We start from the raw sequence: 26,549 nt of genomic DNA on the forward strand, positions 1-26,549 counted from the left end.
CTAAAGAGAGCATAACAATGAAGACAACATCGCTAAAAGTGAGCCTCCACGCGCTAGCTGGCGCGCTGGTATTACTGACGCTGGCGGGCTGTACGCCAACCGAAGAGAAAAAAGAAGCGGGCGCCGCGCCGCAATCAGCGCTGCAAACCGTGTTGCAACGTGGCGCGCTGCGCGTCGGTGACTGCCTGAGTTTCGCTCCGTTCGGTTTTTACGATAAAGACGGTAACCCGGACGGCTACGATGTTGATCTCGCCAAAGCGCTGGCCAAAGAGATGGGCGTGAAACTGGAAATGGTCAACACCACCAGCGCCAACCGCATTCCTAATCTGCAAACCAATAAAGTGGATGTGGTGTTCTGCAACTTCACCCGCAATCTGGAACGCGCCAAAGAGATCGGCTTCACCAACCCGTATGTGGTGGCGAGTGAAGCGATGCTGGTGCGCAAGAACAGCGGCATCCAGTCCGCACACGATATGGGCGGCAAAACCATCGCCACGGTGAAAGGCTCGACCAACGGTGACGAAGTGCGCAACCTGGGCATTGACGTGAAGATTCAGGAGTACGACTCATCGCAGGCTGCCATCCTCGCGGTGAAACAGGGCCAGGCTGATGCGATGATCGAGGATAACAACTTCCTCGCCTATCAGGCCAAGCTCGACCCAACGTTAACCGTGACCAATGAAGCGCTGGTGCCGCTGGAATACAACGCCTTTGGCGTGAAGCAGGGCGATCAGGTCTGGACCAACTACCTCAACGAATTCCTGTTTGAAATTAACGCCTCCGGTGAAAACGCCCAGCTGTATCAGAAATGGTTCGGCAACAAACCGCGTTACCCGCTGAATCCGCAATATTGATCCCCACGCGGCGCGACAACTGCTGCTGCGCCGCCCGAAGGAGCAGAACCATGAGTTATCAATGGCTAACCCTGTGGCGCTACGCCGACACTTTTCTTGCCGCCGCGTGGCTCACCTTGCAAGTGACATTGCTGGCGTTTGCGCTGGCGGTGGCGCTCGGTTTGCTCTCGGCGCTGGCGAAAGCGTCGCCGCTGGCCCCGCTGCGCTGGATCAGTCACTGCTACGTTGAGTTCATCCGCAACACGCCGGTGCTGCTGCAGATCTTCATCATCTTTTTTGGTCTGCCGTCGCTCGGCATCACCATGAGCGCCTTTACCGCTGGCGTGCTGGCGCTGGGGATTAACGTCGGTGCCTACCTGTCCGAAACCTTCCGCGCAGGCATTCAATCGGTGCCGAAAGGCCAGCTAGAAGCCGCATGGGTGCTGGGCATTCCCCGTCGTCAGGTGTTTCTCACCGTGGTGCTGCCGCAGGCGGCGCGCGCGGTGTGGCCCGCCATTATCAACAACCTGATTCAGCTGCTGCTCGGCACCTCTTTGCTGTCAGCGATTGCGCTGCCTGAACTGACCGGCACCGCCACAGTGATTAATGCGCGCACGCTGCTGTATATCCAGACATTTAGCGTCGTTGCCCTGGTCTATCTGGTGCTGAGCAACCTGCTCTCCTGGCTGGGAACGATGGCAGGACGGCGCATGTTCCACCCGCCGCTGGTGACCCCGGTAAAAAAGTCCGCCTGGTGGTGGGCAAGAAAATGGCTGACTAATCCAGTGAAACGGGAGAACGCGCTATGAACGAGTTAATCATTAGTTCGTTACCGATTCTGCTAAAAGGGCTCGGTATCACGCTGCTGCTGTCGGTGGCCGCGATCATTGGCAGCACGCTGCTGGGCTTGCTGGCGGCGGTGTTGCGCACCAGCCGCTTGCCCGTTCTGAAGCAGATTGCGGTGATCTACACCGAGCTGTTTCGCGGCACGCCGGTGCTGATCACGCTGATGTTCATCTACTTCGGCGTCGCCTATTTCGGCTATGACATCAACCTGTTTGCCGCCGGTATTCTTGGCCTGAGCATCTATCAGGGCGCGTATATCGCGGAAGTGTTCCGCGCCGGCATCGAAGCGGTGCCAAAAGGCCAGTGGGAAGTGTCATGGATTTTGGGCCTGTCGAAGCGTCAGACCTTTATGAGCGTGATCCTGCCGCAAACGCGCGGCATCGTGCTGCCGCCGCTGGCGGGTCAGTATCTTTCCCTGATCAAAGACACCTCGATCGTCAGCATGATCGGCATGTCCGAACTGATGCATCAGGGCCAGGCGATTGTCGATCGCATCGGTCAGCCGGTGGTGGTTTACGGTCTGGTCGCCCTGCTCTACTTCGCCGTCTGCTTCCCGCTTTCCCGTTGGGTTCAACATCATCAAACCAGGAGCCAAATCTCATGAGCAAATCCGCTATTACCTTAAGCCGGATAACCAAATCATTTGGCGCAACCCAGGTGCTGAAAGAGATCAGCCTGGATGTTTCACCGGGCGAAGTGCTGGTGCTGATTGGCGCATCCGGCTCTGGCAAAAGTACCGTGCTGCGCATCATGAGCGGGCTGGAAGTGGCCGACGGCGGTGAAGTGTGGGTCAACGACGTGCCGCTGCACCAACGCAAGCGCGCCAGCGAAATCTGCGGTCACGTTGGCATGGTGTTCCAGCAGTTCAACCTGTTCCCGCACAAAACCGCGCTCGGCAACGTCACGCTGGCGCTGATCAAAGCGCAAAAGCTGTCGGAAGCCGAAGCCAATAAACGCGGCATGGCGGCGCTGACGCGCGTCGGACTGGCCGAGCGCGCGCATCACTATCCGGCGCAGCTTTCCGGTGGTCAGCAGCAGCGCGTGGCGATTGCCCGTGCGCTGGCGGTAGAACCGAAAATCATGTTCTTCGATGAAGCTACCTCGGCGCTGGACCCTGAACTGGTAGGCGAAGTCATGGAAGTAATGCGCAGCCTGGCGCGTGAAGGCATGACGATGGTGGTGGTGACGCACGAAATGGGCTTCGCGCGTAAAACCGCTGACCGCGTGGTGTTTATGGATCAGGGCGTGATTGCCGAGCAAGGTTCGCCCGAGCAGATTTTCGTCAATCCACAGAACCCGCGCACGCAGCAGTTTTTATCGCGCGTACTTGAGCACTAACAGGAGGATCTATGTCGATTCGCTTTCCGCTGCAGGCGGATGGATTACTGGATGCGCAGCAAACCGCGCCACGTTTTAAATCGGTTGCCGGAGCCGGCGAGTCGCCGCTGGCTCTCGGCACGGCAGTGCTGAGCAGCGATCAGGTGTTTTCGCCGCTGATGATCATGAAACAGTCGGCGCTGGAGAACAATCTGCGCCAGCTGGCAGACTTCTGCCGCGAAAACGGCGTGATGCTGGCCGCGCACGGGAAAACCTCGATGTCGCCTGCCGTTCTGCGCCGCGCGATTAGCGCAGGCGGCGCGTGGGGTTTAGGTGCCGCCACGCCCGCGCAGGTGCGCGCGCTGCGTCAGTTCGGTATCCGCAATGTGTTTCTCGCCAACGAGTTGGTCGATCCGGCGGGTATTCGCTGGATTGCGCAATGGCAGCAGCAGCATCCCGATCATGGCTTCCTGTGCTACGTCGATTCGCTGCAAGGCGTGAAGCTGTTGGCGCAGAACCTCGGCGACAGCCAGATTTCGGTGCTGCTGGAGATGTCTGTCAGCGGCGGCCGCACCGGTTGTCGTTCTCAGCAAGATGCGCTGGCGATTGCCGAAGCGATCGCCGCCTGCCCGGCGCTCAAGCTGGTGGGCGTGGCCGGTTATGAAGGCGCGCTCGGTGCAGGCCGCGATGAAAGCGGCATTCAGCGTGTGAAAGATTACTGCCAGATGATTATCGCTACCGCTGAATTGCTGGCGGAAAAGCAGCTGTTTGCCAGCGACCACATCATCCTCAGCGCCGGTGGCGGCGCCTGGTTTGATGTGGTGACAGCGTGCTTCACCGCGGCGAAACTGCCGCTGCCGATGACGCCGCTGATCCGCTCCGGCGCCTATATGGCGCACGACAGCGGACTCTATGCACGCATCGCACCCTTTGCTCAGCCGGGCGCAACGCATCATTTTGCTGCCGCGCTGGAGATTTGGGGCCGCGTGTTGTCGCGTCCGGAGCCGGGCCTGGCATTCGTCGATTTTGGCCGCCGCGATGTCCCGTTCGATCAGGATCTGCCGAATCCGCTGTGGATCCGCAACGCCGATGGCAGCGCCCCACGTGCGGTGACGCATTTGCGTATCAGTGATGTGAACGATCAGCATGCTTATCTGTTATTGCCGGAGGATGAGCCGCTGCAGGTAGGCGATTGGGTCGGCTGCGGTATTTCGCATCCTTGTACCGCTTTTGATAAATGGCGCTATCTGCCGCTGGTGGATGATGATTATTGCGTCACAGATTCACTGGAAACAGCGTTTTGATGGGTAATTAATCGGTGGTCGTAGCGGCGCAATTTATTGCGCGATAAATCGCGCCGCTACGGAATGGTGCATCTGTTGTAGCGGCGCAATTTATTACATCAACGCCAACCCAACTCCGGTGCAACGTGGGTCAAAATGCTCTCAATGACGTGCGTACAGTAATCCACGCCTAACTGATTCGGGATGGTCAGCAACAGCGTATCCGCTTCGGCAATCCCTTCGTCCTGCGCCAGCTGTTTGATCAACTGATCCGGCTCGGCGGCATAACTGCGACCAAAGATGGCGCGGGTTTTCTCGTCGAGGAAACCCACCGAATCCCGATCCTGTCCACTGCGACCAAAGTACGCGCGGTCGGTGTCATTGGTCAGCGCAAAAATGCTGCGGCTCACCGAAACACGTGGCGTACGCTGATGGCCCGCCGCTTCCCACGCCTGACGATAAGCACGAATCTGCTTCGCCTGCTGCACGTGGAACGGTTCGCCGGTTTCATCATCTTTCAGGGTGGAGCTTTGCAGGTTCATGCCCTGCTGCGCCGCCCAGATAGATGTCGCGTTGGAGCCAGAACCCCACCAGATACGCTCACGCAAACCGGCCGAGAACGGCTCAGGACGCAGCAAGCCCGGTGGATTGGGGAACATCGGCTGCGGATTCGGTTTAGCAAAACCTTCACCGCGCAGCACTTCCAACAGTTCCTCGGTATGGCGACGGCCCATATCGGCATCGCTCTCACCGTTTTGCGGATCAAAGCCAAAGTAGCGATAGCCTTCGATAACCTGCTCCGGCGAGCCACGGCTCAGGCCGAGCTGCAGACGACCGTTAGAAATCAGATCCGCCGCACCGGCATCTTCCGCCATATACAGCGGGTTTTCGTAGCGCATGTCGATCACGCCGGTACCAATTTCAATCTTTTTGGTGCGCGCACCGACCGCCGCCAGCAGCGGGAACGGTGAGCTCAACTGACGCGCAAAGTGGTGCACGCGGAAGTAAGCGCCATCGGCACCCAACTCTTCGGCGGCGACGGCTAAATCAATCGATTGCAGCAGTACGTCCTGCGCCGAACGGGTGGCGGATTGTGATGATGGGGTCCAGTGACCAAAAGATAAGAAGCCAATCTTTTTCATGCTGAAATTCTCCTCGTGAGCCGCGCCGGCTCGAACGTTTTCAATGCAGCAAGGTTACGCCACAGACGAGGTGACTGATAGCCAATAGATTTCGCGCGCTTCATCAACTTTTTTGCATAACTAAGAAAAAGAGATTCTTTGTGTTCATCACGGTGATCAATCATCGTCAAAAGCCTAATCACTGTTTACGGGTTCGGCTTCACCATGAGTAAAGGGACATCCGCCTATCTCAATGCGCAACAGCGTGACGTGGTGCATCAACTGGCGCGCAGCTGGCTGTGGCGCAGCGAATTGCCAACGTGGCTATTGATGGTGGCGGTGTACGGCGGTTGGTTCGCCAGCGTTGTCTATTGGCAAACGTTGGGATTAACGCTGAGCACGCTGCTGCTGATCCTGTTTACCACCTGGTATATGTCGCTGCAGCACGAGTTGATTCACGGCCACCCGACGCGTTTTCCCCGTTTCAACCAGCTGTTCGGCACGCTGCCGCTGGCGGTGTGGTATCCGTATGGCTTATACCGGGACTCGCATCTGGCGCATCACCGCAACCACACGCTGACCGATCCCGATGAAGATCCGGAAACCTACTACCTTTCGCCTGAGCGCTGGGCGCAACTCAAGCCGTGGCAGCAGCAGGTGATTCATCTGCGCAACACCTTTCCCGGACGTTTGCTGATCGGCCCGCTGCTGGATATGGGCGCGACCCTCAAAACCCTGGTGCATGCCTTTATTCAACGCGATAAACCAGCGATGGCGATGTGGATTATTCATCTCACCTTACTGAGCGGGCTGTTTTACTGGATGACGCTGCACGGCTTCTCGCCGCTGTGGTTGGTGCTGACGGTGAGTTATCCTGCGCTGATGCTGACCAAAGTACGATCCTTCTACGAGCATCGTGCCGACGAGGAGCCGCTGGCGCGCTCGGTCAATAACGAAGCCGCGTTGCCGTGGCGTTTGCTGTTCCTCAATCTCAACTATCATTCTGTACATCACGATCTGCCCGGTTTGCCGTGGTACGGATTACGCAAAGTCTATTTGCTGTATCGCGATGGTTATCACCAGCGTAACCACGGTTTTCGCGTCGCCGGTTATGGCGAATGGATAACCCGCTTCTGGCGCAAATCGGTCGAGGTTAATGCCCATCCGGGTACGCAAAAGGATGCACAGGATGCCCACTCTTTCGTTACCGATGTACGACATCAACCATCAGGCGACTCTCGGCCTGACCTCAGCGCTAACGACGCTGTTGCAACAACGCGGCGTGCCAGCTGAAGTGAGCTGGCCGCAGGATTTACTGCCGCACTGGCGCGATGACCGGCTGCTGCTGAGCCAAACCTGTGGTTATCCGTTGGTGGAGCTGCTGCCCGATGTGCAGCTGGTTGGCACCTTCCTCTCCAGCGCCCAGGGCTGCGACGGCCAGCGCTATCGCAGCTGGCTGGTAGTGCGCAGCGCAGATGAGAACCTGACGCTAAGCGACTTTCGCGGACGGCGCGCGGTGTGCAACAGCAACGATTCCCACTCCGGTTTCAACTCGCTGCGCTACGTGATTGCGCCGCTGGCGCAGGACGGGACATTCTTCAGCGCAACCCGCTTCAGCGGCAGCCATCGTCAGTCGCTGGCGGCGTTGCGCGCGGGCGAGGCGGATATCGCGGCGATTGATTGCATCACCTGGGCGCTGCTGCGCCGCAATTTCCCGCAGGAGCTGGCGGGGCTGGAGATCATCGGCGAAACACCGCTGTGCGCCGCGCTGCCGCTGATTACGTCAGCCAAAACCGATGCAGCAACCCTCGAGAAATTGCGCAGTGCGTTGAGCGAACTGACCAGCGAAAAGCGTTATCAGGATCTGTTAGCGGAGAGTTTGATTAGTGGATTCAGCGTGAGCGATCGGGCGTTTTATGACGAAGTGCGGGAGTGGAAAGATCGCGCCGCCGCGCTGGGCGTGACGAGCCTGTGATATTCAACCCTGAGCAATAAATTGCGCCGCGACGAACATGTGCATCTATTCGCAGCGGCGCGATTCATCGCGCTGTTTTAATCTTCATGCCACCTGCTGGCTACTACGCTGCACGGCGAACTGGTTTTCCGGCTCGGCCAACCCGAGATTTTCACGCAGCGTCTCGCCTTCATACTCTTTGCGATAAATACCCCGCGCCTGCAACAGCGGAATTACCTGCGCCACAAAATCATCAAACGCCGTTGGCGTACCGCCACGTACGATAAAACCGTCGGTTGCGCCCTGCAGGAACCAGTTTGCCAGCCCTTCGGCAACCTGCTGCGCCGTACCCAGGAAACTCGGACGCGGCGTCGCTTCTTCCAGCGCCGCCTGGCGCAGCGTTAAGCCACGTTCGCGCGCGTTCTGTTTGATCTTGTCGGTGGTGCTGCGGAAGCTGTTGCTGCCCAGCTCGCCAATGTCCGGGAAAGCTTCATCCAGCGCGTACTGGCTGAAATCGTGATGCTCGAAGTAGCGACCAAGATACTCCAGCGCTTTATCGATGGTCACCAGCTCGGCGGTTTGCTGATAGCGGCGCTCGGCATCCTGTTCCGTTTCGCCAATAATCACGCTGATGCCCTGGAACACACGGATATCATCGGCATCGCGCCCGCGTGCCGCCAGCCGGCGGCGCACGTCTTCACGAAACTCGCGCGCCTGCTCCAGCGTTTCCTGGCGCGTATAAATGGCATCGGCGGCTTCGGCGGCAAAGGCTTTGCCCGCTTCCGACGCGCCCGCCTGGAACACAATCGGGCGGCCCTGCGGCGAGCGACCGACGTTGAGCGGTCCCTGCACCGAGAAGTAATGTCCTTTATGATTTAGCGTATGCAGCTTGTCGGCGGCGAAGAATTCTCCGCTCTGTTTGTCGCGCACAAAGGCATCGCCTTCCCACGAATCCCACAGCCCTTTCACCACCTGCAAATATTCGCTGGCAACGCGGTAACGCTCGTCGTGCTCTGGATGGGTGCTGCGCGAGAAGTTTTTCGCCGATCCTTCCAGCGGCGACGTCACCACGTTCCAGCCGACGCGACCGCCGCTCAGATGATCGAGGCTGGCGAACTGGCGCGCCACGGTAAACGGCTCGCTGTAGGAGGTGGAAAGCGTAGCGACCAGACCGATTTTTTGGGTCACCAGCGACAGCGCTGACAGCAAGGTGATCGGCTCAAAACGGTTGAGGAAGTGCGGAATCGACTGCGGCGTGATGTACAAGCCATCGGCGACAAACAGGAAATCGATCTTCGCCTGCTCAGCTTTTCGCGCCAGATCCAGCACGTAATCGATGTTAATGCTGGCATCCGCCACCGCATCGGGATGACGCCATGCCGACATGTTGCCGGATACGCCCTGAATAATCGCGCCCAGCCGCAGCTGGCGTTGTGTCTGACTCATTCTGCTCTCCTTAATATGCGTTCGCGGGCTGCCAGTCAGGAATGACCGGCAGTGCCTGTAACAGTTTTTGCGTCCACGGATGCTGCGGCGCGGCGAACACCTGCTGCAGCGCCCCGCTCTCCACCACTTGCCCGTTCTGCATCACCAGCACGCGATCCGCCAGATGCTGTATCACGCCAAGATCGTGAGAGATAAACAGCAGTGCGGTGCCGTGTTCAGCCTGCATATCGGCCAGCAGATCCAGCACCTGCGCCTGTACCGAAACATCGAGCGCGCTGACCGGTTCATCGGCCACCAGCAGCGCCGGATTCGGTGCAAAGGCGCGCGCAATCGCCACGCGCTGGCGCTGACCGCCGGACAGCTGTTGCGGATAGCGCTGCAGGAAGCGGTCGCCGAGCTGCACTTCATCCAGCAGTTGACGCACGCGCTGACGCCGCGCATCGCCGTAAATCCCGGCGCTGTCGAGGCTTTCGCCGATAATTTTCTCTACCGTGTAGCGCGGGTCGAATGAGCTGAACGGATCCTGCGCGATCAGCTGCAAGCGCGCACGCCGGGCGCGGCGCGATTTCTCCGGCAGACGATCCCAGCGCTCACCTTCCAGCAGCAGCGTGCCGCTGTCCGGTTCGGTTAAGCCCATCACCACTTTCACCAGCGAGGTTTTGCCGGAGCCGGATTCGCCGACCACGCCAAGCGTCTCTCCGGCGTGCAGCGTGAAGTTGATGTCGTTGAGCACCAGGCGATCGCCATAGGCTTTATGCAGGCCGATGCCTTGCAGCAACGGTGCGCTGCTGCGTGTCGGGCGCGGCGGCAGCGGCGTCGGTTCAGCCGCGCTCAGGCGCAGACCGCGCGTGGCGGGCGTTGGTACCGCGCGCAGCAGGCGCTGCGTCCAGGCGTGTTGCGGACGATGGAGCAGCGGACCGCTGTTGCCCTGCTCCACCACTTCGCCATCGCGCATCACCAGCACGCGATCCGCCAGTTCCGCCACCACCGCCAAATCGTGGCTGATCAGCAGCAGGCCATGGCCGTCGCGGCGGCGCTGCGCCAGCAGTTGCAGAATCTGGCGCTGCACCGTCATATCCAGCGCGGTGGTCGGTTCATCGGCGATCAATAAGGTTGGCGTACCGGCCAACGCGGTAGCAATTAACGCACGCTGGCGCTGGCCGCCCGAGAGCTGATGCGGATAGCGTTCGAGGCGGCTTTCGGCATCGTGAATGCCCGCCGCCTTCAGCAGTGCGAGGCTTTTGTCCTGCAAATTGTTGCGATGACCGGCGGCGCTAAGGGCATCACTCAGCTGCTGACCAATGCGGCGCAGCGGATCGAGCGACACCAACGCGTCCTGCAACACATAGCCAATGCGGCGACCGCGCAGCGCGCGCCAGTTGCCGCGGCTGGCGTGGCGCATATCGCGGCCGTCAATGGTGAAACGGTCGGCGGTTAATACTGCGCCCTCCGGCAGCAGGCCAAGCAGGCTGCGCGCGGTCAGGGTTTTGCCGGAACCGGATTCCCCGACCAGCGCCACGGATTCGCCCGCCGCGACCTGCAGGTTGAGGTTTTTCACCACCTGCTGCGGCCCGAAACGAATCGAGAGATTCTGGATATCAATAAACGGCTGGCTCATGCGGATCGTCCTTCAAAACGTGCCTGCCAGTAACGACCCAGCGTATTCACCGCAATCACCGTCAGCGTGATAAACACACCCGGCCACACGGCGATCCACCATGCGTTACGCAGATAATTGCGTCCTTCCGCCAGCATCAGGCCCCATTCGGCGGTCGGTGGCTGCGGCCCCATGCCGAGGAAACTCAGTCCGGCGGTACCGATAATCGCGGTGCCGAGCCCCAGCGTGGCCAGCGCCGGCACCTGCGCAATGGCGTGCGGCAAAATGTGGCGCGTGATCAGCGTGAAGCGTGACAGGCCAAAGGTACGCGCCTGCTCAACGTAGCCGGAGGTCATCACGCTGTAGGTTTGTGCCCGCACCACGCGGGCAAAACGCGGCACCGACGCAACGCCGAGCGCGATAATCAGGTTGTTGGTGCCGGGCCCGGTAAAGGCAATCAGCATCAGCGCCAGTAGCAGATCGGGAAAGGCGGAGATCACATCCACCGCACGGCTCAACAGCTCATCAACCACGCCACGCGCCAGCGCCGCCGCCAATCCCAGCAAGGTGCCAAACACCACCGCTAGCGCCATCGCCGCCACGCTGATCAGCAGCGAATAGCGGCTGCCGTAGATCACGCGCGTCAGCAGATCGCGTCCCAGCTGATCGGTGCCCAGCCAATGCTGCGCCGACGGCGGCAGCTGCGCGTTAACTGGATCGGCCAGCAGCGGATCGCTGTGCGCCAGCCACTGTGGCGCGATCACCGCGATAGCCAATACAATGAGAAACAGAATCGCTGCCCATACCGCGGCGGGCAGCGCAACCGGAAGACGTTGCAGCACGGCAATCATGATTTGCTCTCCCCGCGCAAACGCGGATCAATCCACAGCGACAGGATGTCAACCAGGGTGCTCATCACCACGTAGATCAGCGCCGAGAGAATGGCTACCGCCAGCACCACCGGCAGATCCTGCGCCAGCACTGCATCGACGGTCAGTTTGCCGAGACCGGGACGACCAAATACCTGTTCAGTAATCACCGCGCCGCTCAGCAATCCGCCCACCAGCCAGCCGGTTAACGTGACGGCAGGCAGCGCCGCATGACGCAGCGCGTGGCGCAGACGAATGGTGATTTCCCCCACGCCCCACGCGCGCAGCGTTAGGGTGAATGGCGCATCCAGCGCGCGCTCCAGCTCGCGGCGCAGCAGTTGAGCGATCACCGCGCCCTGCGCCAGACCGAGCGCCAGCGCCGGTAGCACCAGCGACGACAGCGAGCGATCGCCCGCCACCGGGAACCAGCGCAGCGTAAAGCTGAAAATAAACAGCAGCACGATCCCCATCCAGAAAGAGGGCGTGGAGGCCAGCAGCAGCTCGACACCGTTAGCCACGCGGCGGCCAATGCGACGATGCGCGGTGCCGACGGCAATCACCACCGCAAAAATAATGCTGACCAGCAGCGCCGCCAGCGTCAGTTTGATGGTGGGCCACAGCTGCGTGGCCAGCAGATGGCTGACTTCAGTGTTGAGCATGTAAGAACGGCCAAAATCGCCGTGCAGCACGCGCCACATATAGTGCAGATATTGCCACCACAGCGGTTCGTTCAGGCCCCATTCGGCGCGGATCGCCGCCTCAATGGCTGGCGTACGCAGCTGCTCACCGATCAGCAGGCTGACGATATCGCCCGGCGCCAGATGCACGCCGAGAAAGGCCAGCGAAACCGCCGCCCACAGCACCAGAACGCCGCCCAGCAGGCGGCTGACGATGCGGCGCGTCAGGTCGCTGCGCCACACCGATGGCCGACGCGCGCGTGGCGTGCGGGTGACAATGCTTTCCAGACTCATCTTCGCCTCCTGTTAGTGGTCGCTGAGCCAGATGTCGTACGCGTTCTCCGGCATCTGTTTAAAACTGCGGAAACCGGCACCGTGCACGTAGCTGGCGGTGGCGATCTGGTCTTCTGGTTCATACAGCGGGATCGCCAGCGCCTGCTGTAGCAGCGCGTATTGCTGCAGCTGACTGTAGAATTTACGGCGCTGATTAATATCCAGCGTCGCTGCCGCCTGATCGAGCCAGCCGTTGATTTGCGGGCTGTTCACGCGGCTGTAGTTAATCGGCCCGCCAGCTTTTACCGGGCGATAGTGGTTTTCGATATCGATGCCGTCGGTTTCGGTATTCGAGTTAGCAATCGAGCCGAAGTGGCCGGTGTTGCGCACCTCGGTGTAGGTGCCAGAATCGACGTAGCGCAGTTTGATCTCCACGCCGAGACGCTGGCGCGCCTGCGCCTGAACCGCCTGCAGCAGCACATCACGCTGATCGCGCACCGTTGCCTGCGCCTGAATCACTTCAATGCTCAGACGCTGGCCGTCTTTGGTGCGGAAACCGTCGCTGTCGCGCGTTTGCCAGCCCGCTTCATCCAGCAGTTGGTTGGCGGCAGCGGGATTGTTACCATACTGACCTTCGAGATCGTTGTTGTAGAGCGGATCAACCGGCGAAGTAATCCCCCACGCGCGAGTGCGTTCGCCGCGATACACCGACTTCAGCAGCGGATCGATATCCAGCCCTTGTAGTAACGCCTGACGCACGTTCACATCCTGCGTCGGGCCGTATTCCACATTAAGGAACAGCGAATATGGCGTGCCGGTGTTCAGCGCGTGCTGATAAGTGAAATCGGGATTGTCTTTGAATTCACCGGCGTCATTGCCGGAAATCCCTTCAATCGCGTCCAGCTGCCCGGACAGCAGCGCGCCGGTACGCACCGAGGATTCCGGCAGGAAGCGATAGGTCACGCGTTCCAGATAGGCCGGGCCTTGATGCTTAGCGGTGGCGGGCGCCCAGTTGTAGTGCGGGTTGCGTACGAATGTCACCTGCTGGCCTTTTTCGTAGCTCTCGATAATAAACGGCCCGGTGCCCGCAATCTCTTTGCCACCGGCTTTCAGCTGCGGCGAGTTCCAGCTGGCCGGTGCCAGAATCTGCAATTTGGCGGCGAACGACAGGAACGGCGAATAGCCCTGCTTCAGCGTGATGGTGACGGTGTGATCGTCTGGCGTCGCCACGCTGGCAATTCTCGCGCCCAATGCGCAGATGCTGCTGCCGGCGCAATACTTTGCATCCTGCACATGGCGGAAATTCTCGGCCACCGCATTGGCATCCAGCTTCTCGCCGTTGGAAAAGGTGACGTCGCGGCGCAGGCTAAAGCGATACGCTTTGCCGTCCGGACTGACCTCATAACTTTCTGCCAGCCAGGGTACGAAACTGCCGTCGGTTCGACGCGCCAGCAGCGATTCCCACACGTTACGCAGCGTCACTTCCGCTTTGGATTGCCCATTCAGCTGCGGGTTAAACGGCACGGGTTCAGTTTCGACGCCGAAGGTTAAGCTGCCGCCGCTGCGCGGTTGCTCAGCGGCAAAAAGAGATGCGCTTCCCAGCAGGCAAGTCACACCCAGCGCGAGAGTGATTGAATTCGCTTTCATAAGATCCTTGGTGGTTGCAGGTGCTTTTTTAGTTATTCAGGCGATTTTGGCGATGGGTTGATCGGCTGGTGGGTTGAATTCCTTTTTCAGAAACACCAGCGCTTCGCCTAAGGGATTGGTGCGGTGATGGAACGGTTGATAACCGCGACGCAGATAGAGCTCGCTCAGCCATGGATGCTTGATGGCGGTGGCGAGATAGACGCCCGGCGCTTTCAGCGTCTCTTTCAGCAGGGTTTCTTCCGCGTAGGTGATGATGTCGCGGCCGTAGCCCTGCCCTTTGTAATCAGGGTCGACGGCGAACCAGTGGATAAACGGCAGCGACGAAGGCGCATGTTCATCCTGCTGCCACGGAAAACGCACCGTGACGGTCGCCACCGCGCGTTTCCATTTGCGCAGCACCAGCACGGTTTCCTGCTCGATGACGCGGCGCACCTGCTCGACGTTGCCCTGTGAAATGGTGAAATGTACATCCAGCGCCACCAGCGCAGCATAGGCGCGTTGCAACAGCGCAAATATTTCTTCCGCATCGTCGGGCTTGGCAACTTCAATTAGCTGACTCATGGTGACCATTTCCTTATTCAATCCTGCCGAAAGTATTAAAATCCGGCGGATTAAAGTAAACCGAGAATAACGGCAATCGATTTGTTGAATATGGGAAATGGTATTTTATTGCGATGCAATAATGCCCACGGAAATAAAACTCTCGTAGGGTCGCCATTAATGGAGTAATGACTGTCAGTTAAGCAAGCATTTTGCTTTGAACAGGTAGCAGGCTCTGACACATCTGCTGCGTCACGGGCCGTCCTCGCGCCGCTTACGCGGTACCTTCGGCTTCAACGTTGTGCCAAACGGACCGTTCGCGGATCGGCCGTCCTGGCCGGCCCCGAACTGCCTCACGCATCCCTGCGTGAGGCTCCTGGCCCAACGTAAAAGCCTCAGCGCTGCGGATAGCCCTTTTGCCGCAGCAGACGCGCCAGCGCCTTTAGCAAATGTGCCCTTTTCAAAAACACGCACAGAAGTTTAAGCAGGCCGGGGCCACTTTTGGGCAGGCAATCCGCAGCGCTGAACGAAGCTAGGAAGCCAGGAGAGCCCGCAGGACGCGGGCGAAAGGCGGAGCCGGAACGGGCGATATTACGGTTTAGTTACCCACACATCGTAAACGCTTTCTGGCATCTGCTTATAGCTGCGGAAACCGTAGCCGTGCACGTAGCTGGCGGTGGCTAACTGATCTTCCGGTTCGTAGAGCGGCACAGCCAGCGCCAGCTGCGGTAGCGCGACCTGCTGCAGTTGGCTGTAGAAATCGCGGCGTTGCTTAAGATCCAGCGTGCTGGCGGCTTTATCCAGCAAGCCATTGATCTTCTCATCGTTGACGCGGCTGTAGTTAATTGCGCCGCCCTGAGCGATCGGACGATAGTGGTTTTCGATATCCACGCCATCGGTTGGCGTGTTGGAGTTGGCGATGGTGCCAAACTTGCCGCTTTTACGCACATCGGCATAAGTACCAGAATCAACGTAGTTCAGCTTGAGATCCACGCCAAGACGCTGACGCGCCTGCGCCTGAATCGCCTGCAGCAGCACATCGCGCTGGTCGCGCACCGTTGCCTGTGCCTGAATCAGCTCAATGCGCAGACGCTGGCCATCTTTGGTGCGGAAGCCTTCGCCATCGCGGGTTTTCCAGCCTGCTTCATCCAGCAGCTTGTTGGCCGCATCCGGATTGTTACCGTATTTGCCCTCCAGCTCTTTGTTGTATAGCGGATCGATAGGCGAAGTAATGCCCCACGCGCGGGTGCGTTCGCCGCGATACACCGACTTCAGCAGCGGATCGATATCCAGCCCTTGTAGTAATGCCTGACGCACTTTCACATCCTGCGTCGGGCCATATTCCACGTTGAGGAACAGGGAATATGGCGTACCGGTGTTAAGCGCATGCTGATAGGTAAAGTCGGGATTGTCTTTGAACTCACCGGCATCGTTACCGGAAATGCCTTCAATGGCATCAACCTGACCAGACAGCAGCGCGCCAGTGCGCACCGAAGATTCCGGCAGGAAGCGATAGGTCACGCGATCGAGATACGCCGGTCCCTGATGCTGCGCGGTGGCTGGCGCCCAGTTGTATTTCGGGTTTTTAACGTAGGTCACCTGCTGGCCTTTCTCATAGCTTTCGAGAATAAAAGGCCCGGTGCCCGCCAGATCTTTGCCGCCCGATTTCAGCTGTGGAGATGTCCAGCTGGCCGGCGCCAGAATCTGCAAGCCCGCAGCGAAGGACAGAAACGGTGAGTAGACCTCTTTCAGGGTGATCACCACCGTGTGATCGTCCGGCGTTTCAATCTTCTCAATATGCGAACCCATCAGGCACAAACTGGTGCCGGCGCAGTATTGCGCGACCTGAGTTTGACGGAAGTTATCAGCCACCGCGTTGGCATCAAACTTCTCGCCGTTAGAGAAGGTGACGTCCTGACGCAGATTAAAGCGGATCACTTTGCCATCCTGGCTGGCTTCATAACTCTGCGCTAGCCACGGCACAAAGCTGCCATCCGGGCGGCGCGCCAGCAGCGATTCCCAGAAGTTACGCAGCGTGATTTCCGCTTTGTCCTGACCGTTAAGCTGCGGGTTAAAAGTGGTCGGCTCGGTTTCAACACCGACCGTCAGGCTGCCGCCGCTTACCGGTTGGTCGGCGGCTACCGCGTTAATCGTGCTTCCCAGGAGGCTAAAACCTAATGCCAAAGCTATTGAAGTTAATTTCATAGTGTCCTTGGTAATTGCAGGTAAATATTATGTAAGGCCTTAATCTGGCCTGTATTAATTCCCGCTGAATTATTAAAACCCGGACAAATAAATGTAAAACGACAATAGTGGCAATCGATTTGTTGAATTTGGCAAATCACTAATCAGCAAAAAAACAGATTATCGTGACAGGCTCGCCGGTAGTGGAGGCACACCCGATAAACCGCGTAATCCGTACTCGACCATGGCCATATAAACCGCAAAATAATCCAGCGCCATGTGCATAAAGGAGAGATGCAAAATGAGCGTATTACTGGTTTTGTTCAGCGTCAGCAACCCGGCTGCTTCAGCGTCCTGCAGGCAGCGTTTGATGTGCGAACGCGAAACCCCACATTTCACTGACGTTTTCAGGTAGTTGTACTCAATAACAGTGGTTTTTTGTTGCAGACTCTCGATGTACAGATCCATCAACAGCATGTGCCCGGCATCCCTGAAAATGAAGGCTTTACTCTCTGGCACCATATCGAACAAGTAAACATGCTTGAGCGTGATTTCAGCGTATTTTTTGAAGTATTCGGCATGAAAGTTTTCCATTTTCAGGCAAGCCGAAACATCGAAATCGTCGTACAACATACCGTAAGGAATCATCATGGTATTAATTAAAGCCCGCGTTTCATCCAGCGCTTTACGGGTCACCGTGTAGGTTAACTTTCGTTTATCCTGCGCGTCCTTTTTAACTTCCATACGCCCACCTACCCGAATAAAGAGCAGAAAGGAATCAATAGTGTTGTCGCTAATCAGACCGCTTTTTTTACAAAAGTCTTTAACATCACGCAGCGTTGGGTTTGCTGAGGTGAAGGCGTACGCCATGATGGCCGAGCCAATAATAAAGCGATTAGCTTTGAAAATGACTTTAAAATAGAGCGGCTTAGTCAGATACAGTCTGAACAATAGTTTGTAATGCTTCTGCATAACTAATGAGATGTTGTCATTTGACTTAATCTCGGCTGCGCGTTGGTGAATTAATGCTGTGAGTTGCTGTTTGCTTTTCATATTGCTGTGTGGTGTGCCTGGTTATCAATTATAAAATTTTTTAAAAAATCACCCTCATGCTCCCGGATTTATTTAAATCCTGTTGAGAGGCGGTTGATGATGCTTTATGGAGGTATTATTTCTGAGGTTAATATTTTAAGATTAACATGGGTCTTTTTGCCCTTCTGGGCACGATCTTACCATCAATGGACTATTTTATGTAAAGCTTGATTTATTCTGAGCTGACATGCCCATTTCTAAGCCTGGAAATTGATCTTTGTTTTTACAATTATTTCATTAAGTTAGGTCGCGATATTTCCTCAAGTATTCCCTTTGTAGCACGGCTTAAAAAAATTAACCACAAAAATGGACAGTGACTTAACAAAGTCCCTATGAGAACTTTCTTAACGCACGGTTATTCCACTTGGTTAAGTGAGACTGGTTTATAGCTAAGCCGATTCATACAGGGAATATCCGACAGATTTTTGATGGAATTTATAAGGATTTATCATGGACGACACACCGCATAAGACACTGCGTCACGGCCTTTCAATGGCTATTTTAAGCCATAATACTCTGGTGAAAAAACTCGCTTACCCACTGATTCTCATGGGTTTTATTTCCATGCCAGCGGCATGGGCGAATATGAGTGTCTATCCGATGGAAGTCACCCTAAATAATCAGGGTGCGGCACAGGTGCAGACATTATCGCAAAGCGGTGAAGCGCAGTTTATTCGCGTCAGCATCAAGCGAATTGAGCGCCCTGCAACACCGTTTGAAAAAGAAATATTGGTTGAAGATGCCGTTTCGCCATCGCTTATCGCCACCCCGGATAAATTCGCGCTGGCTTCCGGTTCACAACGCATTATTCGGCTGATTTCATTACAACCGCCAGAAAAAGAGACTGCCTGGCGCGTTTACTTCGAGGCCGTGGCTGCCCCGGATGAATTGAAAGATAAATCGCCGCAGAATAATAACATCAGCAACCAGGTCGGCATCAATTTAGTCTGGGGCGTGCTGGTACATATTCCGCCGCGTAATGCCAGATTATCGCTCACGCAATCAGCATCAGGCGAAGTCAAAAACGCTGGCACGGTTCGCGTAGTGATTCGTGAGGTCGCGGTTTGCTCAAAACAACATAGCAGCAGCAGCTGTCAGTGGAAAAAAGAACACGCCACGGTTTATCCGGATGAGACATTGCGTTTTAAAGCCTGGAGTTCGGCAGAATTAGCCGCTGCTCAGGAAGTCAGAATAAAACATGTTGATCTCAATACGCGGAATATCGCCGAGTACGTTATCGGACACTGATCAACACGTATTAAAGGAATAACAACCTGTTTGTTATAAAGCAGTTCATTACCCATGAGACGGTCATTTACGGCCAGTACAAGGATTTTCACGGAGCTACAAATGCAAAAATTAATCAAACCACTAGTCATCGCTGCTGCGTTAACGGCTGTATTTAATGCACAGGCGGTGCAGAAAGATATTACGGTGAATGCGAATGTTGATTCGACGGTGGATATGACGCAGGCGGACGGAACCGCATTACCCGGCACCATTAATATGCAATATATTCCGGGCCGTGGTTTATCTACCTATTCTCTGGACACCAAAATCTGGTCGAACTCGCAAACTGCCAATATCAACGTTGCGCTGGTGAGTGCCGCTCAGCTTAACAATACCGTTACCGGTACAGCGGTACCTTTGACCGTCACGCTGGGTGCGGATTTAAAACCGATCACCACCACGAACACGGCCCTGACTTACGCCTCGCTGTTCCCGGCGGGCACCGCAAACGGTTCGTCAGTATTGCCACTGAAAATCTCGCAGACCACGCCGGCCGTGCTGGCAACCGGCACCTATACCGGCGTAGTGAGCCTGTTAATTACACAGGCCACCACGCAGAGCTAATTTGTCGGCATTGACTGATCAATTATTTCGGGGGGCCGCTCGGCCCCCTTATTATTCTTTTTCAGCAGGATGCTGTAATGAAGGTCAATATTCACGTCGCTTTAATAGCCTCTTTCATTACCCTGATCCCTTCTCTTGCTCCTCGTGCTGCCACGCAGGTTCCGCCTGGTTTTGAATCGCTGGTTACCGGCCAGACGCTGTGGGTCAACCTTTCTGTTTACGGGCAATCGCTTGGCTTGTTTGAAGCTTCTGTTTCGCTGGATAGCGTCAGGTTCTTGAAACCGCATCAGGTCGCACGGGCGGTGATGCAGCATTATCAAAAAGATCCGCAGCAGGAAAAGCGCTTAGACCATCTGATCAGTGAACCTTTGGCACGCAACGGTAATAAGGCATGCAGCAGCAACGGCGGCGCAGCGGGCTGTGACTATCTGGAAACCGATTCCCTCGCGCTGATCTATGACGAAAATAATGCCAAAGTGGCGCTGTTTCTCGGCCCGGAATTTGTGCCGCTTGCGGCTGACAACTCATCGCCCTATTACCAGCAGACCGCCGAAACGGAAGCGGCGTTTATTCATCAGCAGAATATTAACTTCGTCACCAACCGCGATGACCAGACGTTATCGCTGCAGGGGGCGGGCGCGCTAGGATTCACTGAAAACAGCTATGCCGGAATTGACTGGGACTATCTGGCGCAAAAATACCGGCAGCAAAGTCATCAGGAAGTGCGTTTTAACAACGTGTTTCTGCGCCGCGATCTCGGCAAACGCTATTATGTGCAGGCCGGACGCATGGATTCGCGCGATATCTTCAGCAACGCCGGCGGCAACATTACCTTAAGCCAACTGCCGCTCAGCACCATCGAAGGTGCGCGCGTCGGTTCGACGCTCGCCTGGATGAACCGCGCACAGGCGGCGCAAGGCACGCCGGTCACTGTCTTTATTACCCGCCCGTCGCGTATTGATGCTTATCGCGGGCAGCAACTGCTTGGCACCTTTTACCTGAATGCCGGCACGCAGAATCTTGATACCAGCGCCTTTCCCAATGGTAGCTATAGCGTGACGCTACGTATCTATGAAGATAATAAGTTGTCGCGTACCCAACAGGTTCCTTTCAGCCGCACCGGTAATGCCACCAGCCAGAACATTGAATGGTTTGTGCAAGGCGGCTCCATTCCCGATCGCGAGATGCAGGGCAACGGCACTGCATCGCAATCGGGTGCAGATCGCCGTGTGATGCAGGCGGGCATCAAAGTGCCTGTGATGCAAGACGCTGCGCTGACCGGCGGTGTCGCCGTGACCAACCGCAACCGCTTTATCGAAAGCGCACTCGACTGGAGCCACGGATTTGATAATCCGCTGCTCGACGGCATCCTCACCACCCGCTTTAGCTACCTGAAAGGCAGCGAAGGCTCACGCGGCAATGTCCAGCAGGTCGCTTATAACGACGGATTTTCCCTCAGTTTCTACCGCAGCGCCCTGTATGCGCAGGATTGCTACAGCAACAACGGTGGGCAATACGGTTTTAGCGGGTGCTACCAGAGCAGCAGCCTGATGTTCAGCGTGCCGGTAAAAAGCTGGTATCTGAATGCCGGTTATAGCGCCAGCAAGAACGAGGGCCGCAATGTGCTTCCGGTGCAGTGGGATGATAACGGCGTCGTGCCGCAGTGGGCGCGCCGCAACATCTACAGTAAAACGCAGACTACCACCTGGCAGGCTGGCCTGGGGCGCGGCTTTAGCGTCAACGGACTCAATATTAATACCAGCGCCAATCTCTTTACCCGCACCAGCAGCAGCGGAACTCAGCGCGACAACGGTGGCTTCCTCTCCGTCTCACTCTCGCGCGTCAGCACGCCAACCATCGATTCACGTTCGAGCTACAGTTCGCTCGGCATGACCTACCAAACCGATCGCAACAACAAGGATCAGGTTGGCTATAACGTGGCGCAAAACTGGTATTTCGATGCGCAGAATCAGCAGGAGATCGGCGTGAACCTTAACGGTAATCAGGAAAATACTCTGAATGCTTCCGTTTACGGCAAAACTGCGGGCGAATACGGCAGCGGCAGCCTGTCATTCAGCTCTGCGTCGTCCGGTTCATCCGCTCAGCGCTTCAGCAGCAGCGGCAGCTACAACTCCTCATTGGCGGTAGCGCGTTCCGGCCTCTATTGGGGCAAGTGGGGCAACGGCCTGCCCGGGGCGGCGGTGGGCGTACATGTGGCAAGCAGCGATGAAAGCCGCGACACGCGGGTGGATGTCTCCGTTGATGGCGCGGGCAGCGCCAGCCTGCACGGCACCGGCCGCACGTTATTTAGCGTACCGGCTTACACCCAGAGCGCGATCAGCATCAACGATTCCATCGAATCCACCGACGGCATGCGCAGTGAAATCACCCAAGGTGCCGGACGACGCACGCTGTTTATCGCGCCGGGCCGCATGCTGGTGAGCAAAGTGAATATTGTTTCGCGCTACACCTGGCTTGGCAGGCTGATGATCAATCAACAGCGTCCACTGGAAGGTGCCACGCCGCTGAATGTCGCCAGCTGGTCCGGTTTAGGCCAGGGCGGATTCAGCGCCGAGACCGATCACCGCATAAAAAATCTGTACATGGTGCGCGGCATGCAGATGTACCGCTGTGAAATGAAGGTGAAAAGCACCCATGACGTAGTGCGCTATGTCGGCGACAGCGACTGCCAACCCATCGAGCTGGCTTCCGTGCCGCAGGATGTGCAGCAGCGGGCAAAAATGCTGATTGTCACCCGCCAGGCGGATGAGGTTCCGCTGGCACGCACCGCGCCTTCTTCGCCGCAACAACAATAGGGATTTTGGATGAAAAGTAGATTTCTTAGCGCGCTGACGCTGTTGGCCCTCATCGCGGGCATGCAGGTGCAGGCCGCCATGCTCACGCCTTCAGGGCGCAATACCAGCGTTGCCGTAACCTTTGACCGCATGTCAGTACCGGCGCAATTGCCGATCTGGACCAATGAAAATGGCGGTTACGATACCAATGACGCACCAAAATGGGGCCGCAATACGCTGGTTTGCCAGTCGCGCACCAGCAATCAATATGGTGCCTGCCTGACATTACCTGTCTGGCTTGAAGCGTCGCCGTCACCCTACCCCGTTCCACTGTTGTTTACCGAAAGCAGCACCAAACAGACGTTGGTACTGAATGTCTATCTCACCAAAAGACGCTCGCTGAATAATGTGGTGGTGGCGACTAATCTGGTGCCGATGAATGCCTTTGGCGGGGCCGTCACGCCACGTGGCGATGGCACCGATTATTCGGCTTATCTTCCCTCTTCAGAGCTGAGTAAATTCCCATCGGCGGGCACCTGGAGCGCGACGCTGAAAATGTCGCTGATGCAGTGGCCAGTGACGTCCTGCACCGGAAATTCACAAAACGTAAACGTGGGTTGTACCAATGTGACGAAAATGGGTGACTGGATCGCCAACATGACCTTTAAGGTGACAGATTACGGCAACCAGCAGATCTATCTGCCGGAGTTTGGCAATGCAGCCGCCACTGTGGATCTCGGTTTAAAAACCTTCCCCGGAGCGCGCGCCACTACCACCGTCAGCGGCAGCCGTTCGCTGGATATGTGCCTGTACGACGGCAATAATTCTGACAGCAACCGGGTTAGCCTGTTGTTTCAGGACGAAGGTGCAGCCGCGCCCGGCCGGGGAACAGGGTTGTTTTCGCTATATCGCACAGGCGCGGATAAAACTCTGGCGCAAAATCGCCTCGATTATGCGATTGAAGTAATCAACCCGCTGACCAAAGCGCGTCAGGTGGTTGAGAACGGCAGTGAGATTATCTGGAGTGGCACCAACAGAGGTGTGTTGCGACGGGTGGTGTTACCGGGACAGAGCAATTCAGTGCTGTGCGTTCCTGCGCCGATGCAGCTTGTCACACCCGCCTTCACGTTATCGTCAAAAACAGCGGGCCGTTATCAGGGGACGTTGAGAATTATTTATACTCCGACGACGCAATAATGGCGCGGGCGGTGATGTCATAAAAACTGCAATTACCGAGCGCACACACTGTAGCGGCGCAATTTATTGTGCGATAAATCGCGCCGCTACGGAATGTGCAATGATTTGATGCGATTATTATATTATCAGCATTAGGCAATCGATTGGTGGTTTAAAAGTTATTAGTAAAACGCTGGTAGAGGTGCAGGCTGTTTTTCAGATTGAGTTTTTTAACAATTTTATTCTGATGGCTATAAAGCGTTTTTTTATTTATTCCGGTTATTTTCGCCACATCTTCAATCGATTCGTAAGTGAATAAGCATCGCAGAAAGTTAAACTCCTTCCTGGTTAAATGATTATTTAATCCGGGAGCCGTCATTAGCTGGTCGCTTTTGTGCTGGCACAGCATCATTGCCAGCTTAGTACTAATGGCACCGGTTGAAGATTTTTTATCGATAAAACAATCGGCTGCGATGGCATGGCTGCTGTAGTTAATCTTGTTTTTCACTGAATCCGAAAAGAAAATCAGCGTCGCGTTCAAGGTGATTTTCAGTCTGGTCAGATAATCTATCTGAGCCAGCGCCGTGCGGAAGTTTTCTGGCAGATCAAAAATAATGATTGGTGAAAGAGTGGCGGTTTTTTCCCTGTCACGCATCAGCGTCTTCATTTCTCGAAGCGTATTACAGCAAGTGATACTTGAATGTTCCAGCAGCGCAATTAAGCCCTGCTGGTGGTAGCAAGACTGATCCAGATAAATGACATCCATGATTAATTTCCGATAAATATCCCTGATTCTGCGAATACTATCGGCTTCCTGGCGGAAATTAACTGTCCATTTTTGGTGCTAAATGACTCACGCGGTCGACAGGTCGATTTAAAAGTAGGCCGGGCAAGAAGTGTTACCTCTGTGCCCGGTCTGATTTCACACTAAAGCTTAGGCGCGTGCGGCGATGATGCTTTCAGCCACGTTGCGGGGTGCTTCCGCATAGTGCGCAAACTCCATGCTGTAAGTGGCGCGGCCTTGCGACATCGATCGTAGCGTGGTGGCGTAGCCAAACATCTCGGACAGCGGCACTTCGGCGCGAATAATGCGTGCACCAAAGCGTTCATCCATGCCTTGCAGCGTACCGCGCCGCGCCGACAAATCGCCCATCACGCCACCGGCATACTCTTCCGGCGTTTCCACTTCCACCTGCATCAGCGGTTCGAGGATCACCGGATCGGCCAGTTTCGCGGCGGCTTTGAAACCAAAGATCGCCGCCATACGGAATGCCATTTCCGATGAATCGACATCGTGGTACGAACCAAACGTCAGCGTGGCTTTGATGTCCACCACCGGATAACCGGCCAGCACGCCGCTGTTCAGCGCTTCACGAATCCCCTTCTCCACCGAAGGAATGAACTCGCGCGGCACCACGCCGCCTTTGGTGGCGTCTTCAAAGGCAAATCCGGCCCCCGCCTGCTGCGGTTCCAGCGTCAGCACCACATGGCCGTACTGGCCTTTACCGCCCGACTGGCGCACAAACTTACCTTCCACTTCACGCACCGTTTTGCGAATGGTTTCGCGATAGGTAACCTGCGGCCGACCGATGTTGGCTTCCACGCCAAACTCGCGCTTCATGCGATCCACGATAATCTCCAGATGCAGCTCGCCCATGCCGGAAATAATCGTCTGGCCCGATTCCTCATCGGTGTGCAGACGGAACGACGGATCTTCGGCCGCCAGCCGCTGCAGCGCCAGGCCCATTTTCTCCTGATCGCTCTTGGTTTTCGGCTCAATCGACAGCGAAATCACCGGATCGGGAAACTCCATGCGCTCAAGTGTGATCACCGCATGGGGATCGCACAGCGTTTCGCCGGTGGTGACCTCTTTCAAACCCACGCAGGCGGCGATATCGCCGGCACGAATCTCTTCGATCTCAATACGGTCATTGGCCTGCATCTGGACGATGCGACCGATACGCTCTTTGCGCCCTTTCACCGCATTCCACACGCTATCGCCTTTACGCAGCACGCCGGAATAGACGCGCACGAAAGTCAGCTGGCCCACGTAAGGATCGCTCATCAGCTTGAACGCCAGCGCCGAGAACGGTTCGCTGTCATCCGCATGACGTTCATCGTGTTCGCCCTGCTCGTTGACGCCGCTCACCGCCGGTACGTCGAGCGGCGAAGGCATCAGCTCAATCACCGCGTCGAGCATGCGCTGCACGCCTTTGTTTTTGAACGCGCTGCCGCACAGCATCGGCTGGATTTCACCGAGCAAGGTACGCTGACGCAATCCGGCAACCACCTCCTCTTCACTGAGATCGCCCTGCTCCAGATAGCGATCCATCAGTGCTTCGCTGGCTTCTGCCGCCGCTGCCACCATGTTCTCGCGCCACTCAGCAGCGAGTGCCTGCAACTCAGCAGGAATCGGCGCATAGCTGAAACTCATGCCCTGGCTGGCGTCGTCCCAGTAAATAGCGCGCATTTTGTTGAGATCGACCACGCCGCTAAAGTGCTCTTCCGCGCCGATAGGAATGACAATCGGCACCGGATTGGCGTGCAGGCGATCTTTCATCATCTGCACCACGCGGAAGAAGTCCGCGCCTTGACGGTCCATTTTATTGACGAAGGCGATGCGCGGAACATGATATTTGTTGGCCTGGCGCCACACGGTTTCAGACTGCGGCTGCACGCCGCCAACCGCGTCATACACCATCACCGCGCCATCAAGTACGCGCATTGAGCGCTCAACTTCAATGGTGAAATCGACGTGTCCGGGCGTATCGATGATGTTGATACGGTGCGGCGTAAAGCTGCCGTCCATCCCTGGCCAGAAGCAGCTCACCGCCGCCGAGGTAATGGTGATCCCACGCTCCTGCTCCTGCGCCATCCAGTCAGTGGTTGCCGCGCCATCGTGCACTTCACCTAACTTGTGGCTCATTCCGGTGTAAAACAGGATGCGCTCGGTGGTGGTGGTTTTACCGGCATCGATGTGCGCGGAGATGCCGATGTTGCGATAACGTTCGATGGGGAGGGTTCGGGGCATGATGCGTCCTTAGT

Annotated in this window: 22 protein-coding genes; 11 read left to right on the forward strand and 11 right to left on the reverse strand. The window is 56.7% G+C overall.

Translation table 11 applies throughout. The features are described 5' to 3' along the window. The first annotated feature begins 17 nt into the window (after positions 1-17). Genes ACYAC5_RS19845 through ACYAC5_RS19865 form a run of 5 tightly spaced genes read left to right on the forward strand, consistent with a single transcriptional unit; the run spans position 18 to position 4,300 of the window. Entirely contained in the window at positions 18-854 is an 837-nt protein-coding gene (locus ACYAC5_RS19845; RefSeq protein WP_462063199.1) for an ABC transporter substrate-binding protein, read from the forward strand. Positions 855-904: 50 nt separating this feature from the next. Beyond that, a complete protein-coding gene (locus ACYAC5_RS19850) occupies positions 905-1,642 on the forward strand; it encodes an amino acid ABC transporter permease (protein ID WP_192414632.1) in 738 nt (245 codons plus the stop codon). Then, complete coding sequence (locus ACYAC5_RS19855; protein WP_154156654.1) at positions 1,639-2,283, forward strand: amino acid ABC transporter permease; 645 nt, start codon at positions 1,639-1,641, stop codon at positions 2,281-2,283. The genes ACYAC5_RS19850 and ACYAC5_RS19855 overlap by 4 nt, the downstream gene beginning before the upstream one ends. Further along, positions 2,280-3,017, forward strand: coding sequence for an amino acid ABC transporter ATP-binding protein (locus ACYAC5_RS19860; protein ID WP_008109157.1), 738 nt, complete (start codon positions 2,280-2,282; stop codon positions 3,015-3,017). Before ACYAC5_RS19855 ends, ACYAC5_RS19860 begins: the two co-directional genes overlap by 4 nt. 11 nt (positions 3,018-3,028) lie before the next feature. Beyond that, positions 3,029-4,300: an alanine racemase gene (locus ACYAC5_RS19865; RefSeq protein ID WP_462063200.1), complete on the forward strand. Its 1,272-nt coding sequence runs from the start codon at positions 3,029-3,031 to the stop codon at positions 4,298-4,300. Between the two features lie 98 nt (positions 4,301-4,398). Here the strand turns inward: ACYAC5_RS19865 and ACYAC5_RS19870 are convergent, their stop codons facing one another. Then, positions 4,399-5,421 carry an LLM class flavin-dependent oxidoreductase gene (locus ACYAC5_RS19870; protein ID WP_462063201.1) on the reverse strand — a complete coding sequence of 341 codons (1,023 nt, stop codon included), beginning with the start codon at positions 5,419-5,421 and terminating at the stop codon, positions 4,399-4,401. A gap of 204 nt (positions 5,422-5,625) precedes the next feature. Between ACYAC5_RS19870 and ACYAC5_RS19875 the strand changes: the two genes are divergently transcribed. Then, on the forward strand, positions 5,626-6,693 hold the full coding sequence (locus ACYAC5_RS19875) for a fatty acid desaturase (RefSeq protein WP_462063203.1): 1,068 nt from the start codon (positions 5,626-5,628) through the stop codon (positions 6,691-6,693). Beyond that, positions 6,590-7,375: a phosphate/phosphite/phosphonate ABC transporter substrate-binding protein gene (locus tag ACYAC5_RS19880; protein ID WP_462063205.1), complete on the forward strand. Its 786-nt coding sequence runs from the start codon at positions 6,590-6,592 to the stop codon at positions 7,373-7,375. The genes ACYAC5_RS19875 and ACYAC5_RS19880 overlap by 104 nt, the downstream gene beginning before the upstream one ends. 84 nt (positions 7,376-7,459) lie before the next feature. On the opposite strand, the gene ACYAC5_RS19885 is transcribed toward ACYAC5_RS19880, so the two are convergent. The 8 genes from ACYAC5_RS19885 to ACYAC5_RS19920 all read right to left on the reverse strand — a co-directional run bounded on the left by ACYAC5_RS19885 (position 7,460) and on the right by ACYAC5_RS19920 (position 17,640). Continuing rightward, entirely contained in the window at positions 7,460-8,800 is a 1,341-nt protein-coding gene (locus ACYAC5_RS19885) for an LLM class flavin-dependent oxidoreductase (protein WP_462063207.1), read from the reverse strand. 10 nt (positions 8,801-8,810) lie between these two features. Beyond that, positions 8,811-10,418 (reverse strand): dipeptide ABC transporter ATP-binding protein, encoded by a 1,608-nt coding sequence (locus tag ACYAC5_RS19890; RefSeq protein WP_462063209.1) that lies wholly within the window; start codon positions 10,416-10,418, stop codon positions 8,811-8,813. Further along, entirely contained in the window at positions 10,415-11,248 is an 834-nt protein-coding gene (locus ACYAC5_RS19895; RefSeq protein WP_192235350.1) for an ABC transporter permease, read from the reverse strand. The genes ACYAC5_RS19890 and ACYAC5_RS19895 overlap by 4 nt, the downstream gene beginning before the upstream one ends. After that, positions 11,245-12,237 (reverse strand): ABC transporter permease, encoded by a 993-nt coding sequence (locus ACYAC5_RS19900; RefSeq protein WP_462063211.1) that lies wholly within the window; start codon positions 12,235-12,237, stop codon positions 11,245-11,247. Before ACYAC5_RS19900 ends, ACYAC5_RS19895 begins: the two co-directional genes overlap by 4 nt. A 12-nt stretch (positions 12,238-12,249) precedes the next feature. Further along, positions 12,250-13,863, reverse strand: a complete 1,614-nt coding sequence (locus ACYAC5_RS19905; RefSeq protein ID WP_192414652.1) for an ABC transporter substrate-binding protein — start codon at positions 13,861-13,863, stop codon at positions 12,250-12,252. A 36-nt stretch (positions 13,864-13,899) separates the two neighbouring features. Further along, a complete protein-coding gene (locus tag ACYAC5_RS19910; protein WP_101761768.1) occupies positions 13,900-14,424 on the reverse strand; it encodes a GNAT family N-acetyltransferase in 525 nt (174 codons plus the stop codon). Positions 14,425-14,994: 570 nt separating this feature from the next. After that, on the reverse strand, positions 14,995-16,608 hold the full coding sequence (locus ACYAC5_RS19915) for an ABC transporter substrate-binding protein (protein WP_462063213.1): 1,614 nt from the start codon (positions 16,606-16,608) through the stop codon (positions 14,995-14,997). Positions 16,609-16,767: 159 nt separating this feature from the next. Beyond that, the gene (locus ACYAC5_RS19920) at positions 16,768-17,640 is read right to left on the reverse strand and encodes a hypothetical protein (RefSeq protein WP_309837145.1); all 873 of its coding nucleotides are present in this window, start codon (positions 17,638-17,640) and stop codon (positions 16,768-16,770) included. 489 nt (positions 17,641-18,129) lie between these two features. On the opposite strand from ACYAC5_RS19920, the gene ACYAC5_RS19925 reads away from it, so the two are divergent. The 4 genes from ACYAC5_RS19925 (at position 18,130) to ACYAC5_RS19940 (ending at position 23,525) form a co-directional block, all read left to right on the forward strand. Beyond that, complete coding sequence (locus ACYAC5_RS19925; RefSeq protein ID WP_309837147.1) at positions 18,130-18,927, forward strand: fimbrial protein; 798 nt, start codon at positions 18,130-18,132, stop codon at positions 18,925-18,927. 102 nt (positions 18,928-19,029) lie between these two features. Beyond that, the gene (locus tag ACYAC5_RS19930) at positions 19,030-19,533 is read left to right on the forward strand and encodes a CS1 type fimbrial major subunit (RefSeq protein ID WP_280172941.1); all 504 of its coding nucleotides are present in this window, start codon (positions 19,030-19,032) and stop codon (positions 19,531-19,533) included. A gap of 77 nt (positions 19,534-19,610) precedes the next feature. After that, positions 19,611-22,349, forward strand: a complete 2,739-nt coding sequence (locus tag ACYAC5_RS19935; protein ID WP_192414659.1) for a TcfC E-set like domain-containing protein — start codon at positions 19,611-19,613, stop codon at positions 22,347-22,349. Positions 22,350-22,358: 9 nt separating this feature from the next. Beyond that, entirely contained in the window at positions 22,359-23,525 is a 1,167-nt protein-coding gene (locus tag ACYAC5_RS19940; protein WP_192414661.1) for a CfaE/CblD family pilus tip adhesin, read from the forward strand. 151 nt (positions 23,526-23,676) lie between these two features. Here ACYAC5_RS19940 and ACYAC5_RS19945 read toward each other — a convergent pair whose 3' ends face one another. Together ACYAC5_RS19945 and fusA are read right to left on the reverse strand one after the other, a co-directional pair. Next, positions 23,677-24,270 (reverse strand): LuxR C-terminal-related transcriptional regulator, encoded by a 594-nt coding sequence (locus ACYAC5_RS19945; RefSeq protein WP_192414663.1) that lies wholly within the window; start codon positions 24,268-24,270, stop codon positions 23,677-23,679. 168 nt (positions 24,271-24,438) lie between these two features. Next, positions 24,439-26,535, reverse strand: coding sequence for an elongation factor G (fusA, locus tag ACYAC5_RS19950; protein ID WP_217547776.1), 2,097 nt, complete (start codon positions 26,533-26,535; stop codon positions 24,439-24,441). Positions 26,536-26,549: the final 14 nt, after the last annotated feature.

It is taken from the genome of Pantoea sp. y20 (genome assembly GCF_054903455.1).